The sequence below is a fragment of the Flavobacterium mekongense genome (genome assembly GCF_047038255.1).
Classification (GTDB): Bacteria; Bacteroidota; Bacteroidia; order Flavobacteriales; family Flavobacteriaceae; genus Flavobacterium; species Flavobacterium mekongense.
In genome coordinates, this window is the sequence record NZ_CP174374.1 from 599,601 (window position 1) to 614,023 (window position 14,423).

At 39.5% G+C, this 14,423-nt stretch carries 10 protein-coding genes; 5 read left to right on the forward strand and 5 right to left on the reverse strand.

The genetic code is table 11. The annotated features are described in order from the left end of the window. Positions 1–39: 39 nt before the first annotated feature. On the forward strand, positions 40–1,386 hold the full coding sequence (accC, locus tag ACJG85_RS02420; RefSeq protein ID WP_409674790.1) for an acetyl-CoA carboxylase biotin carboxylase subunit: 1,347 nt from the start codon (positions 40–42) through the stop codon (positions 1,384–1,386). A gap of 268 nt (positions 1,387–1,654) precedes the next feature. Here the strand turns inward: accC and ACJG85_RS02425 are convergent, their stop codons facing one another. The 4 genes from ACJG85_RS02425 to ACJG85_RS02440 all read right to left on the reverse strand — a co-directional run bounded on the left by ACJG85_RS02425 (position 1,655) and on the right by ACJG85_RS02440 (position 8,429). Further along, positions 1,655–3,556 carry a S9 family peptidase gene (locus ACJG85_RS02425; RefSeq protein WP_412476832.1) on the reverse strand — a complete coding sequence of 634 codons (1,902 nt, stop codon included), beginning with the start codon at positions 3,554–3,556 and terminating at the stop codon, positions 1,655–1,657. Between the two features lie 95 nt (positions 3,557–3,651). Beyond that, on the reverse strand, positions 3,652–4,983 hold the full coding sequence (locus tag ACJG85_RS02430; protein WP_412476833.1) for a DUF5689 domain-containing protein: 1,332 nt from the start codon (positions 4,981–4,983) through the stop codon (positions 3,652–3,654). Between the two features lie 8 nt (positions 4,984–4,991). Continuing rightward, positions 4,992–5,597, reverse strand: a complete 606-nt coding sequence (locus ACJG85_RS02435; protein WP_412476834.1) for a DUF5017 domain-containing protein — start codon at positions 5,595–5,597, stop codon at positions 4,992–4,994. Between the two features lie 12 nt (positions 5,598–5,609). Continuing rightward, positions 5,610–8,429 carry a carboxypeptidase-like regulatory domain-containing protein gene (locus tag ACJG85_RS02440; protein WP_412476835.1) on the reverse strand — a complete coding sequence of 940 codons (2,820 nt, stop codon included), beginning with the start codon at positions 8,427–8,429 and terminating at the stop codon, positions 5,610–5,612. Positions 8,430–8,569: 140 nt separating this feature from the next. Here ACJG85_RS02440 and ACJG85_RS02445 point away from each other — a divergent pair, with 140 nt between their 5' ends. The 4 genes from ACJG85_RS02445 (at position 8,570) to ACJG85_RS02460 (ending at position 13,793) form a co-directional block, all read left to right on the forward strand. After that, positions 8,570–9,670, forward strand: coding sequence for an endonuclease/exonuclease/phosphatase family protein (locus ACJG85_RS02445; protein WP_412464753.1), 1,101 nt, complete (start codon positions 8,570–8,572; stop codon positions 9,668–9,670). 61 nt (positions 9,671–9,731) lie between these two features. Next, positions 9,732–10,268 carry a 3-hydroxyanthranilate 3,4-dioxygenase gene (locus ACJG85_RS02450; RefSeq protein WP_412464754.1) on the forward strand — a complete coding sequence of 179 codons (537 nt, stop codon included), beginning with the start codon at positions 9,732–9,734 and terminating at the stop codon, positions 10,266–10,268. A gap of 146 nt (positions 10,269–10,414) precedes the next feature. Next, positions 10,415–11,968 carry an L-piperidine-6-carboxylate dehydrogenase gene (amaB, locus tag ACJG85_RS02455; protein ID WP_412464755.1) on the forward strand — a complete coding sequence of 518 codons (1,554 nt, stop codon included), beginning with the start codon at positions 10,415–10,417 and terminating at the stop codon, positions 11,966–11,968. A gap of 463 nt (positions 11,969–12,431) precedes the next feature. After that, positions 12,432–13,793, forward strand: a complete 1,362-nt coding sequence (locus ACJG85_RS02460) for a PcfJ domain-containing protein (protein ID WP_412464756.1) — start codon at positions 12,432–12,434, stop codon at positions 13,791–13,793. A gap of 48 nt (positions 13,794–13,841) precedes the next feature. On the opposite strand, the gene ACJG85_RS02465 is transcribed toward ACJG85_RS02460, so the two are convergent. Next, positions 13,842–14,417 (reverse strand): PhnA domain-containing protein, encoded by a 576-nt coding sequence (locus ACJG85_RS02465; RefSeq protein ID WP_409674816.1) that lies wholly within the window; start codon positions 14,415–14,417, stop codon positions 13,842–13,844. Positions 14,418–14,423: the final 6 nt, after the last annotated feature.

Sequence of the window (14,423 nt, forward strand, 5' to 3'; positions counted from 1 at the left end):
TAACAAATCTAATTTGTCTAACAATCTAAATTAAAAAAGATGTTTAAAAAAATATTAATTGCCAACAGAGGCGAAATTGCGCTTCGCGTAATCAGAACTTGTCGTGAGATGGGAATTAAAACCGTAGCGGTTTACTCTACAGCCGATGCGGAAAGTTTACACGTGAAGTTTGCGGACGAAGCAGTTTGTATTGGTCCGCCACCCAGTAATTTATCTTACTTAAAAATGTCTAACATCATCGCGGCAGCTGAGATTACTAATGCTGATGCGATTCATCCGGGTTACGGATTCCTTTCGGAAAACGCTAAATTTTCCAAAATTTGTCAGGAACACGGTATCAAATTTATTGGCGCTTCTCCGGAAATGATTGATAAAATGGGAGACAAGGCTACGGCTAAAGCTACCATGAAAGCTGCCGGAGTACCTTGTGTTCCGGGATCTGACGGGATTTTAGAAGATTTTGAACAAGCCAAAAAAGTAGCCAAAGAAATTGGTTATCCGGTAATGATGAAAGCAACCGCCGGTGGTGGTGGTAAAGGTATGCGTGCCATTTGGAAAGAAGAAGAACTTCAAAAAGCTTGGGAAAGTGCTCGTCAAGAAGCTGCAGCAGCCTTCGGAAACGATGGGATGTACATGGAAAAATTAATCGAAGAACCGCGTCACATTGAGATTCAAGTGGTTGGTGATTCATACGGAAAAGCTTGTCACTTGTCAGAAAGAGATTGCTCTGTACAACGTCGTCACCAAAAATTAACGGAAGAAACGCCTTCTCCGTTTATGACCGACGAATTAAGAACTAAAATGGGTGAAGCAGCGGTTAAAGCAGCTGAATACATTAAATACGAAGGCGCCGGAACAGTAGAATTTTTGGTAGACAAACACCGTAACTTCTACTTTATGGAGATGAATACCCGTATCCAAGTAGAGCACCCAATCACCGAGCAAGTTATTGATTATGACTTAATACGTGAACAAATTTTAGTAGCCGCCGGGGTGCCGATTTCGGGTAAAAACTATTTGCCGCAATTGCACTCTATTGAATGTCGTATCAACGCGGAAGATCCTTATAACGATTTCCGTCCTTCTCCGGGTAAAATTACCGTTTTACATGCGCCGGGTGGACATGGCGTGCGTTTAGACACTCACGTTTACGCAGGTTACACGATTCCGCCTAATTACGACTCAATGATTGCCAAGTTGATTACAACCGCGCAAACCAGAGAAGAAGCCATTAACAAAATGAAACGCGCTTTGGATGAGTTTTATATCGAAGGCATCAAAACCACTATTCCGTTCCACCGACAATTGATGGAAGAACCGGATTATGTAGCCGGAAATTACACTACGAAGTTTATGGAGAGTTTTAAAATGAACGATCCGGAATAAATAGAAAAACCCAACTTTCTCAAGTTGGGTTTTTTGTTAGAAAAAATTTCCAAAAGTTAAAAAAGGTTTTTCCATTAGCCCCGATTTCTTCGGCAGTCGCTTCGCTCGTGTGTAGTGGAAATCCTTTTGGATTATCCTGTAGCGAAGCGAAAGGAAAATACAGTAAGATTGTAACGGAAAGCGGGAACACGGACTTCAAAAATGCCCAAACCAATCGCTCCTGATTAAAAAAACAAAACCCAACTTTCTCAAGCTGGGTTTATTATTCTTATAACGTTTCTTTTAACCATTTGTAAAACTCACGTTGCCATACCAAGGCGTTTTGTGGTTTGAGCACCCAATGGTTTTCCTCGGGGAAATACATAAAACGGCTTTTGATACCGCGTAATTGTGCGGCTTGGAAAGCTTCTTGGCCTTGTCCGATGGGTACACGGAAATCTTTTCCGCCTTGGATGATTAGGATAGGCGTATTCCATTTGTCAACCATTTTTATAGGATTGAATTCAGTATAGGCTTTTTGGGCATCGGCATTGTCTTTTTCCCAATACGCGCCGCCGTGGTCCCAATTGTTGAAGAATACTTCTTCGGTAGTGCCATACATGCTTTCCAAATTGAAAACCCCGCAATGCGAAATAAACGTTTTAAATCGATTGCCATGGATACCGGCAAGATAGAATACCGAATAACCGCCGTAGCTGGCTCCAACAGCCCCTAAACGCGTTCTGTCAACATAACTCTCATTGGCTACATCATCTATGGCCGAAAGATAATCATTCATTACTTGTCCGCCCCAATCTTTAGAGATTTGCTCGTTCCAAGCTTGACCGTGACCATACATCCCACGACGGTTTGGCGCCACGATTACATAACCTTGGGAAGCCATCAAAGAAAAATTCCAGCGGAAGGAATAGCTTTGGGTTAAAGGTGATTGAGGTCCGCCTTGGCAATATAAAAGCGTTGGGTATTTTTTGGAGGCATCGAAATTTGGCGGAAGAATGACCCAAACCAGCATTTTCTTACCATCGGTAGTGGTTACGTAACGTCTTTCGTATTTTGGTAAAGCCAATTTGGCGTAGGTTTCGTCGTTAGTTTTGGTTAATTGCAACCACGTCTTTTTCTTGAAGTTATACGAATAGATTTCGGCTGCATGGTTCATATCGGTGCGGGTCACAATGATGTTATCGCCGGAAAACCCAACCAAATCATTCACATCAAAATCGCCGGAAGTAACTTGTTTAACGGTAATCGCCATTTTGGTTAAACCCGGAAAGTTCACTTCAAACAATTGTTTGGTACCGTCTACGGCTGCAGTGAAAAACACTTTCTTACCATCGGCACTCCAAAGGAAATTGTCTACACTGCCGTCCCAATTGGCGGTTAGATTCATATCGATGCCTTTGAAACGCACAATCAAATCATTTTTGTCAGCTTCGTAACCGTCGCGTTTCATTTGCAACCAAGTTAAATTTCCGGTTGGAGAAAATACCGGATTCATATCGTATCCCGGATTGTTCTCGGTTAGATTTTTAGTGGTTTTGGTTTCGAGATTGTACTCATATAAATCGGTATTGGTAGAAATAGCGTATGCTGTTCCTGCTTTCTTTTTGCAAACGTAAATAATGCTTTTGCTATCAGGAGACCAAATGTAATCTTCATCGCCACCAAACGGTTTTTGCGGACTGTCATAAGGTTCGTTCGGCATGATGTCGATGGCTTGAGCCTTGTCTTTATTTTCGGCGTAAAACACGTGGTTGTGAGAGCCGTTGTTCCAAGTATCCCAATGGCGATAGTCTAAGCCGTTATAGACCTGTGCATCAGCTTTGCTTAAATCAGTATAGATGTCTTTGCCTAATACATTTTCGGTTTTAACTTCTTGGCTGGACAAAATGAACAATCCGTTAGGAGAAACATTCTTGTCGGCTAATAAATCTTTCGTGTCTTTCACCTCCGTTGGATTGCCGCCGGTTACCGGAATAGTGTAAAATTTGGAATTGGATTTGTTGTCTGTCACCGAAGGCGTAGCCACTTTATAAACGATAAATTTGCCGTCTTTAGAAATGCCCATTGCGGTAACTCGGCCCAATTTCCATAGTGTTTCGGGGGTAAGTACTTCTTGTCCTGAAGATTGTAAAGCCATAAAACTGATAATGATAAAGATGATATTTTTCATTTTGAAATTATTTTGAAGTACGTAAAAGTAATGAATTTATGAAATAAAAAAAGTCCCGATCACTCGGGACACTTGTTAATGCTATTGGGATAAGTTTATTGAACTTTTACATTATCAACTCTCCATTGTGAAGCACCTGAAGTAGTTGAAACATATTTAAAAGCAATGCGCACATTAGGGTTTCCAACGTAAGCGTTTAACGAAACATTTCCGGAATTCCACCAGGTGGTTCCGCTGGTTGACAACTGGTAACCGGTCAACAACGTCCAAGTTGCTGTTGACGGCAACGGTGGAGAAGCAGGGTTTGGCGCTACATAATTGGTAGATACAAAAACCTGAAGATTTGTTCCTGAGAACGGTCTTTGAGTTTGGAACGTTAAGGTTGCCGTAGGTGCATTAGTCAAATCTATGGCTGGAGAAATCAACCAATCCTCGTTGTTTTGAGCACTGCCTGAGTAACCGTTCATATCGGCACATCCGGCAGGATTACCTGCAGCAGAATTCAATTGCCAAACTTGATTATTACCAATTACACTTGGTTTAGACCAATTGGCAAAACTTACTGATGTACTAAATGTTTCCTCGAATAAAGGTAGAACTCTTGGACCAGTTAACTGCACATCCTCTAAAGATCTAATCATAAACTGAAAAGTACTTCCAAACTTAGTTAAAACACCTCTTAATTTTCCGTTCCCTGAAGGTATAGGCGCAGAGGCAAATGTAGCATACTCGCTAACTCTTACGATAAGCGTATTCCCGGCGGCATCCACTACATTGTGATTAGTTCCACCACCTATAGTGTATACATCCGTATCAAAATAGTTTTGGTTTAAAGACGCATCGGTAAACTGAACATTATTTAACTCAATCAACTTATTGATATTGTTGTTATTTAGTGTTTGAGGGATGGTCAAATTATTTACATATTCGTCCTCATTCACTTTGTCACAAGAACGGATAATAACATTTTTATATTCCACCGGTGAAATTCTTCCTACTTCATCATCATTTGTAATATCCGGAGTTCCGCCATTGTATAAACTTCCAATAACAGGAGCATTGTTTTCTCTGACAATGTATCGGTTTTTCATGTATATATAAACCTTTCTTCCCGGTTCATATCTGGTACACAAGTTGTAATCATCGATCGGAACACTAAATCCTTGTTGTCCGTCAACAGATACTAATGAAATAGATTTGTAGAAATTGCCTCCAATATCAGAAGAAGTTACATAAGCCTCAATAATGTCTTCCCCTTCATATTTAACGTAAGATGTTGTAGCCAAAGCTGCAATTTCCTGAACCGTTTTAGTGGGTGTTAAGGTAGTACATTGATTGCTCAAATCCGGCTCTCTGAACTCGTCATTTACACAACTCACAAAAGTTGCTGCTGTAAATGCTAATGCTAAAAATTTTAAGTTTTTCATAGTCTTTTTTAGTTATTAGAGTAAACTTTAATTTTATCTACTTGGAATAATCCATCTAAAGTTGTTCCGTTTCCGGTAACTTTGAAGGCGATATGAACTGTTCCCGAATAAGCTGACAGATCAATTTCACCTGATGGGATATATGTATAATTGTTAGTGGTATTATCAGCAACAACCGCGTCTAATTGTGTCCACGTTGCGGCTAAAACATTTGTACCGTCATAGTTCGTTGAAATGAATACCTGCAATTTATTATCAGGGTTGTCTACAAAGTTAGAAGCTGAGGCAAATGTTAATACAGCGTTGGCACCTTCTTCTATAGTAATCTCCGGAGTGATTGCCCAACCAATGTTGGAGGCTTGGCCACTACCAAACGGATTAAACTGGATATATCCGTCATTGTTAAAATCTCTTTCAATCCATAGCTTGGTCCCTGTTTCGGCAAAATTGGTCCAACCTTCAAAATCAAAAGTAGCATTGTAGTTAATTTCAGCTTCCGGAAAATCTTCAGAGAAAATCAACGGCTTGAACGGTGGAATTTCAGTATCATCCGAACAACTAACAGCAATACTAAGTGTTGCTATGGCCAAAAACGATTTAAATATATTTTTCATAGTACTGTACTATTAGAAATTGATGTATAAATTTAAGAAATAAGTTCTTCCGTAACCATAAAAATATTTAGGTCCGAATGATGGTGTTCCGTTAGCGTTATCGGCTTGGTAGTCCGGGAAAGTAGCTTTTCTGGATTGCTCGAAACCTCCGGTTTTGTACTCATAATCCAAAACATTGTTAACAGAGGCGAAGAATCCGAAAGTATCATTACCAACTTTCCATGATTTACCACCAACCAAATTCAACAACGTAATTGGATCAAATTTTTCTTGTCTTAAAGCAGCTCTAACCGCTTCTTCTGTGGCGCCTTCAAATCCTAAACCGCTGGCATCAGTAACAAAATTATCAGTTCTTAGGATGTTAGAGATGCTGATGTAACTGTCGGTTAAATAGTTAATGTTAGCACCAATCCACCAGAATTTAGGATCTCTGTATTCTAAACCAAAGGAATAAGCTTGTTGTGGCATTCCAGGTAAACGGTATCCTTTGATATAAGTTTTTCCGAAATCAAATACCGGGTTCGGGTTAGTTGATGTAGCCAAAGCATCATCGTTAACTTTTAAGTTCGGGTTGTTGTCGTAAGTGTACTCACCGTAAGAAGCAGAACCTGTAGCTTTGATAGTAGAAGTGATTTGGTATTCAAATCCAAACTCTGCTCCAATGTGCTTTTTGTTGATTCCGGTAACAATTTCGCTGATGAAAGAATCAGTATCGGTATCTCCGTCCTCACCGGCATCAAAAATTCCTTCTCCATAGAAGAATGAAATTTGAGTAGCATTCGAAATTTTGTTGTAGAAACCAGTTAATCTTGCTTTGAATTTTGGCGCTTTGATGATGTAACTAATATCAGAACCCATTATCGACTCACTGGTCAAATCAGGGGTAATGTTGTTGTTCAAACGAGCGTTAGAGAATGTATTTCGCAAGTTTGGCGCTTTAGTCATGTAAACTCCATTAATATCCAAGAATTGTTTACCGGTGATTTTGTATGTCAAACCGCCTTTGAAACCGAAGTTCTCAAAAATAGCTTTAGAACTTTTTCCGAATGAATTGTTAGCGTAAATACCATTTCTGTAGTTTCCTTCTCTTTGGTATTCTGATCTTGAGAAAGTTTGTCCCAAATAAAAATCAACTTTTTTGTAATTGAATTTGAATTGGGTAAAACCGTCAAAAGTAATAGCGTTTAAATCGTAGTTATATCCGTAAGCATCGCCAACACCAACCTGTCTGTCAGGATTATTCAAATCGGTTTGAGAAGCATTTCCTGAGAAGAAAGGATCAATGTCTGTAAAATAAGTACCGCCTAAAAGATCGATTAGTTTTTGGAAATTTTTAGATTTTAACTTCTTGAAGTTTACTCCGGCATTCATAATGATGTTGTCAGCTATAGAAGAGTTTAAATAAGAGTTAGCACTCCATTGTTTGTCTTCTACGCGATCTTCATATAAAACATAAGCACTTTTTTGACCTCCGTTAACGATTTTGTTGGTGTAATAAATGTTTTCCCAATCAATTTGTCCATCGTTTACAAAGTTGGTTTGTGCTTGTGTTGCAGCCGGATTGGTATAACCGATAATGGTTACGTTATCCGATGCGAATGTTGGCACATAATAACTTTGGTCATTTAGGTAGTAACTTGGTAAGTTTTTGTAGTAGGTTGGATCAGGATTGTTAGCCAATTGGAAGTCTAAACGGCTGTTACCCACAAATCCGGTTTGGTAAGCCACGTTAGTGTTCAAGTTGGTTTTAGCATTGATTTTCCAGAAGTGACTTAACATATTAATAGGCTCCTCAATTTCTTTGTATCTTGAGTTTCTTTTTTCGCCTTCTTGCCAACCCCAGTAAGAGTTGTATTCAATTCCTTTTAAACGCGTAACCTCATCGGTATTTGGCGAACTTTTTCCTCTTTTGTTTTGAGCAAAGATAGAAGTAAAGTTGATGGAGTGATTCTCGTTAATTTTCTTTTCAATACTGGCAAATAATGAATTAGCCGCGTAATTTGTCCCTTCAAAATAGCCTTCTTCAGCCCATCTTCTCGATGCTGAAACCACAAAAGCCCAACCGTCTTTATTCATACCGGAAGCATGTGTTCCCATCATTCTCCAACTATAATTGGTATTAGTTCCTGAGAAAGAAACCCTTGAGCCTTTTCTGTAAATAGAGGCTCTGGTATTGATTTCTTGCGTTCCTAATATGCCTCCGAAAGTATAATCTGACGGTGCTGATCCCATGGTAAACTCTTGGTTTCTGGTAGCGTCATTTAATCCGCCCCAGTTGCTCCATTGCGGTCTTCCGTCGTAAATTTTATTCATCGAAATACCGTTAATCATGGTAGTACTGTATTCATTATCCAAACCTCTGATTCTGAAACGAGCCTGACCCCAGTTAAACGCTGCCGCTTGTTGGTAAACATCTCTGGAGGCTTGTAACAAGCCCGAAGTACTCTCAGAACCGCTGTTGTCATCTCCTAAGTCGTTTTCAGTTATGGTAACCAAACTTAACTGCTGCTCCGACGTAACGTCTTCTTCAAAAACAATAATGCCTAAGTCTAACACTTTTCCCGCTTCAACTTCAACCGATAACAATTGGTCTTTGTATCCCGCGCTTTTAATTTGCAGTAATTGACTACCGCTTGGTACTTCTTTAAAAACAAAAACACCTGTAGCATCTGTCAAAGCAGTGAAACTGGTGTTTTCAATAGAAGCAACAACATTTTGTAAAGGTTTTTGTGTTTTTGAATCTACCACTTTACCTGTGATACCGGCCGTAGTTTGTGCAAAAACAAAAAACACTTGCATCACAAATAAAGTACTAATAACAAGTTTTTTCATAAATAAAATAAAATTAATTTTAATCCCCTGTAGAGTCTTAATAAAAACTTAACAGCCGACAAATGTACATCTTTTAATAATATTATCTACTTTTGGCCCAAAGTTTGTAAAAAACTTGATATTAAATTAATATACATTTTATGAGGATTAAAAAGTTAATAGCGCTTTTCTTTGTTTTTTTCGCAATAATTGGCGCTAATGCACAGGCTAAAAAGTATAATATTCATACCGTTGCCTTTTACAATTTCGAAAACTTATTTGATACCATCAACGGCTCAAACAACGACGAAGAGTGGTTGCCAAACGGAGCGCAAAACTGGACCGGAAAAAAATACAAACAAAAGCTGAAAAACTTAGCCCGAGTACTTTCTGAAATCGGAACCAACGACCAACAAAAAGAATCTCCCGTCATTATTGGTGGTTGTGAAATTGAAAACAGAGGCGTTTTAGAAGATTTAGTAAAAGAACCGCTATTAATCAATAAAGATTATGGCATAGTTCACTTTGATTCACCGGATAAAAGAGGTATCGACGTAGCACTTTTGTACCAAAAAAAGCACTTTAAACCTACCAGTTTCAAAAATATTCCCTTATTGATTTACAGAAGTCAAGAAGGAAAAGCCGACAAAAAAGACACCGAAGAGGTCACCGACGACAAAGCCGAAGCCGGCAAAGACGACAGAGTATACACTCGTGACCAACTCTTAGTAACCGGATTTTTAGACGGTGAAGAAATAAATATTATAGTAAACCACTGGCCTTCTCGTTCCGGTGGAGAAAAGAAAAGTGCGCCTTTCCGTGAAGCCGCCGGACGTTTGAACCGTCAAATCATGGATTCAATTTTTAAAATCAATCCTAACGCCAAAATCATTACGATGGGTGACCTTAACGACGGAACTTACAATAAAAGTGTAAAAGAAGGCATCGGCGCCAAACGCAAAAAAGAAGAAGTAAAACCACAAGGCATTTACAACCCGTTTGAGGAAATGTATTATAAAGGAAATGCCTCATTATTTCACCGCGATGCCGGAGATATATTCGACCAAATCATGATTTCCGAGGCTTTCATCAGACCGGATTATACTTCTTTCCGCTACTGGAAAGCCGGAATCTACAACAAACCTTATATGATTACTACTACCGGACAATACAAAGGCTATCCGTTGCGACACAGCTTAACCGAAATCGGATTCAGCGATCACTTCCCGGTGTATATTTACCTCATCAAAGAAGTCAAATAATTTTTAAAAGTCTCGATATTTCGGGACTTTTTTATTTTAACTTTACTCAAAAATTCAGCTTATGCCAGTTGCAAAACCTTTTAATCTCCAACGTTGGATTGATGAAAACCGTCACTTACTCAAACCGCCTGTTGGCAATAAAAACTTATACTTGGATTCCGGAGATTATATCGTAATGATAGTAGCCGGTCCCAATGCCCGCAAAGATTTCCATTACAACGAAACCGAAGAACTTTTTTATCAAATTGAGGGCGAAATCACCGTTTACATCCAAGAAGATGGCGAAAAAAAAGCCATGAAACTCTCTGCCGGCGATATGTTCTTGCTTCCTGCTAAAGTGCCGCATTCCCCTTCGCGCACTGAGAACTCCATTGGTTTAGTGGTAGAACGCAAAAGAGTGGGCAAAGAAATTCCCGACGGCTTGCTGTGGTTTTGCGAAAACTGCAACCACAAACTCTACGAAGTTTATTTCGAATTGCAAGACATCGAAAAGGATTTTCTCCAACATTTCAATCATTTTTACCAATCTGAAACCCTTAGAACCTGCGAAAAATGCGGTACTGTGATGGAAACCGATCCTCGATTTATTTCCAAATAATGTATTTAGGAGCTAATCCGGCTGTCCACTGTATCTTTTTAACTTGTTATAAAAACAAGCTAAAAAGGATGCCGTTACCATCCGGGCTAAAATTCAAAATAAACGATTACTTTTGCTGAAACTAAAACATTCAAACTAAAAATACAATGGCAACAATTGCTCAACAATTCGGGATGACCGAAGCCTTAGAAATATTAGGCGTAAAAGCCGTTAACGAAGGAACTTCAACCGGAAACAACCATTTTTCGTCAGGAGATGTTATCGAAAGTTATTCTCCGGTAGACGGACAACTCATCGGAAAAGTAAAAACCACTACTGCCGAAGATTACGAAAAAGTAATGCAAACGGCTACTGAAGCTTTCAAAACCTTCCGCTTAATGCCGGCTCCGAAACGCGGAGAAATCGTGCGTCAATTCGGTGAAAAATTGCGACAATACAAAGAACCGCTAGGCAAATTGGTTTCTTACGAAATGGGAAAATCACTGCAAGAAGGCTACGGAGAAGTTCAGGAAATGATTGACATTTGCGACTTTGCTGTAGGTCTGTCTCGTCAATTACACGGCTTAACCATGCACTCGGAACGCCCGGGTCACCGCATGTATGAGCAATACCATCCGCTGGGTATTGTCGGCATCATTTCGGCCTTCAACTTCCCGGTAGCGGTTTGGTCATGGAATACGGCTTTGGCTTGGATTTGTGGCGACGTTTGTGTTTGGAAACCGTCTGAAAAAACGCCTTTGTGCGGAATCGCTTGTCAAAACATCATCGCCGAAGTATTGAAAGAAAACAATTTACCGGAAGGTATTTCTTGCTTAATCAACGGCGATTATAAAGTAGGCGAAATGATGACACACGACAAACGCGTGCCTTTGGTTTCGGCTACCGGTTCAACTCGTATGGGTAAAATTGTAGCCCAAGCTTGTGCCGCTCGTTTAGGTAACTCTTTATTGGAATTAGGCGGTAACAACGCTATCATCGTAACACCGGATGCCGACATCAAAATGACGGTTATCGGAGCCGTTTTCGGAGCCGTAGGAACAGCCGGTCAACGTTGTACTTCTACCCGAAGATTAATCATTCACGAAAGCATTTACGACAAAGTAAGAGATGCGATTGTTGGCGCTTACGGACAATTGAGAATTGGAAATCCGTTAGACCAAAACAACCACGTAGGTCCGCTAATTGACAAACACGCTGTTGAAATGTATCAAAAAGCCTTAGAGCAAGTTGTGGCCGAAGGTGGCAAAATTTTGGTTGAAGGCGGTGTACTAACCGGCGAAGGCTACGAAAGCGGTTGTTATGTAAAACCGGCCATAGCCGAAGCCGAAAATCACTTCGCTATTGTTCAACACGAAACGTTTGCACCAGTATTGTACTTACTAAAATACTCAGGTGATGTACATGACGCCATTGCCATTCAAAACGGAGTAGCTCAAGGTTTATCTTCGGCTATTATGACCAACAACTTGCGTGAAGCTGAAGCTTTCTTATCACATGCCGGTTCGGATTGTGGTATTGCCAATGTAAACATCGGAACTTCCGGCGCTGAAATCGGTGGTGCTTTTGGTGGCGAGAAAGAAACCGGTGGCGGTCGTGAATCAGGTTCAGACGCTTGGAAAGTGTACATGAGAAGACAAACCAATACCATTAACTATACAACAAGCTTGCCATTGGCACAAGGGATTAAATTTGATTTGTAGTTTCGTTCCTATTCATAAAGAAAAGCCCGCTGAAACAAAGCGGGCTTTTTTAGTTTAATTCTAAATTAGTTTTAAAATTTTGACAATCAATTTAAACCGTTATTTTTGCGCCGAATTAAAAAACAAAATCAAAATGTTATTTATTAAACCAACATGCGGACAAATAAACGAAGGAAGAGATTTCCTTTCGTGCGGTTTTGGGTTTGACAATAAATAATCAGAAATAAAAATCTTGTTATACTAACCCGAAACTATGTTTCGGGTTTTTTTATACCCAAATGGAACAGATCATTTTTAATAAAAGAAAAACATCAATCATGATGCTTATAACCAATAATTACTCAGAAACGGGAATGCTGCCTTAAAGTAGCAACCATGATTTATATCGTGCCCGGTTCTGAAAACAGAATCGGGTTTTTTTATACCTAAAATCTAAGCAAATGCAATGTGAAAAGTAAAAAAGATGGCAACAAAAGTAACAACATTAAGTAGCAAAATCGCCGGGAAACCTAAATCTGCGTTTACGCAATTGGTGGAGCGATTGTTTGCAGAAAACGTAAAAACCATAGGCAATCAAGGGACAATCGCCTCTGTGATAGGAACCGCTTTTGCGTCAATGAGTCAGGCACAATATACATGGAAAAGGGAAGCCTTCCGCGATTTGTTGTTGCATTTAGAGGCTCAAGGTTGTTATGCTTTGTTGAGAAATACAGTTTGCATCAACGCTTTAGCTAATATGGCGTCTTTCGGCAACAAATTAGTACGCGAAATAAAGGCTTGGGAAAAGGAGACTCTGGAAGTTGAAACCCAAATGAGTGCTTTGATAAAACACTGCTTTGCCTTGTATGATGTACCCGAATTTATGGAAAGTGTTTTTTATTACGAGAATAAGAAACACTGCTACTGGTATATACAATTAGGTAGGGGTGAAAGTGTTTTGAAACTAAGTAGTTTTCCGATAAAGTTGACCAAAAAGATGGCACACGAATTTAAAAAAGCACCAGCCAATTACAACGTTGAAAAAGCTATCAGATGGGCACAAGCTAAAGGATACGGTGCTAGTTGTGACATGGCTGAAACTTTGGCGTGGAGCACTTTGAGTGAGCATTTCGAAAACGAGGAATTTTGGGCAAAAGTAATCAAGTTTTTGTCACAATATAATACTTTACCTTATCATCAAGTACAAGAGGTCTTGTTTTACATCGGTAATCAGTTTGAAGCAAACAAAAGTTACTCTATAAAAGGTAGAACTTGGGAAACTTTGTTAAAACAATCTATTGAATGGCATGTGGAATACCACAAAAAATTAGCCGCTTTGAACAGAGCAGATTGGTCTTCTTGCGGAATTACCGGTTTAACAAAAACCGTCGTTTTCGAACAAAAATCGGTTGAATATAAAATTATGGAATTGACTAATTCGGAAGCGTTATATGATGAGGGTTATGAAATGAGTCACTGCGTTGCCGAATACGAGTATGAGTGTATGATGGGTTCGTCTGCTATCTTCTCTTTGCGAAAGAAAGTAGCAAAAGACTCTTCAACGTTGGCAACCATAGAAATTGATGTTGAGTCAAAATCTATTGTTCAGGCAAAAGCCAAATATAATGAGTGTATTTCTTTGGAAGCTGAGACCATTTTAGTAGAATGGGCTAAAAAAGAAAATTTGACACTATGTTACGATGAGTATGGCGAATACCCTGCTCAAGAACATCCTAATGGTGAAGTGCATGCATTTCAAAGAAGAAATCAAGATGAAATCAATTGGAAATTGATCCTTTTCATTCTTTTCTTGATCATCAAAGCCTGTAGTGCTTTGAGCAGATAAAAAAAGAGTCCCGTGTTCGGGACTCTTTTTAATTCTATAAAAAACAGACTATTTCGTCTTCTTAACATATTGTGTCAAAATCACGATATGTTGGCCTTCTACGCGGCCTTCTATTTGCTCGGCATTGTCCCAAACCAATTTAATGTTGTGAACCGCCGCACCGCGTTTGGCCGTAAAATTGGCGCCTTTCACATCCAAGTCTTTAATCAAAACCACCGAATCGCCATCTTGTAAAATATTGCCGTTAGAATCTTTGTGAATGATTTTGCCTTCTTCATCTTCGCCTTCTCCTGTGGCTTTGGCCCACTCTAAAGCGTCTTCATCCAAATACATCATGTCCAACAAATCGTGGTTTTTTAATCGAGCCAGCATGCGCCAAGAAACAACTTGCACCGGTAAGTTTTCGTTCCACATACTATCGCTTAACCCACGCCAATCATTCGGGTTCATGGTTTCAGGATTTTTAATCTGATCTAATAACGGTTGGGCTATTAAAATACAGTTTTCGGGTGTGGCTTCCGTTTTGGGTTCTACCAAATACACCACTAAATTTTCATTGGTACCGCTAATTTCGCAGGTTGAACCGCTGCGGTCTTTTAATCTTTTTTCAGTTACTACACTCATTTTGTA

What these genes read in the sequence shown, in the direction of transcription:
- accC (WP_409674790.1), top strand. Translation starts at nt 40, where the DNA reads ATGTTTAAAAAAATATTAATTGCCAACAGAGGCGAAATTGCGCTTCGC.
- ACJG85_RS02425 (WP_412476832.1), bottom strand. Translation starts at nt 3,556, where the DNA reads ATGAAAAATATCATCTTTATCATTATCAGTTTTATGGCTTTACAATCT.
- ACJG85_RS02430 (WP_412476833.1), bottom strand. Translation starts at nt 4,983, where the DNA reads ATGAAAAACTTAAAATTTTTAGCATTAGCATTTACAGCAGCAACTTTT.
- ACJG85_RS02435 (WP_412476834.1), bottom strand. Translation starts at nt 5,597, where the DNA reads ATGAAAAATATATTTAAATCGTTTTTGGCCATAGCAACACTTAGTATT.
- ACJG85_RS02440 (WP_412476835.1), bottom strand. Translation starts at nt 8,429, where the DNA reads ATGAAAAAACTTGTTATTAGTACTTTATTTGTGATGCAAGTGTTTTTT.
- ACJG85_RS02445 (WP_412464753.1), top strand. Translation starts at nt 8,570, where the DNA reads ATGAGGATTAAAAAGTTAATAGCGCTTTTCTTTGTTTTTTTCGCAATA.
- ACJG85_RS02450 (WP_412464754.1), top strand. Translation starts at nt 9,732, where the DNA reads ATGCCAGTTGCAAAACCTTTTAATCTCCAACGTTGGATTGATGAAAAC.
- amaB (WP_412464755.1), top strand. Translation starts at nt 10,415, where the DNA reads ATGGCAACAATTGCTCAACAATTCGGGATGACCGAAGCCTTAGAAATA.
- ACJG85_RS02460 (WP_412464756.1), top strand. Translation starts at nt 12,432, where the DNA reads ATGGCAACAAAAGTAACAACATTAAGTAGCAAAATCGCCGGGAAACCT.
- ACJG85_RS02465 (WP_409674816.1), bottom strand. Translation starts at nt 14,417, where the DNA reads ATGAGTGTAGTAACTGAAAAAAGATTAAAAGACCGCAGCGGTTCAACC.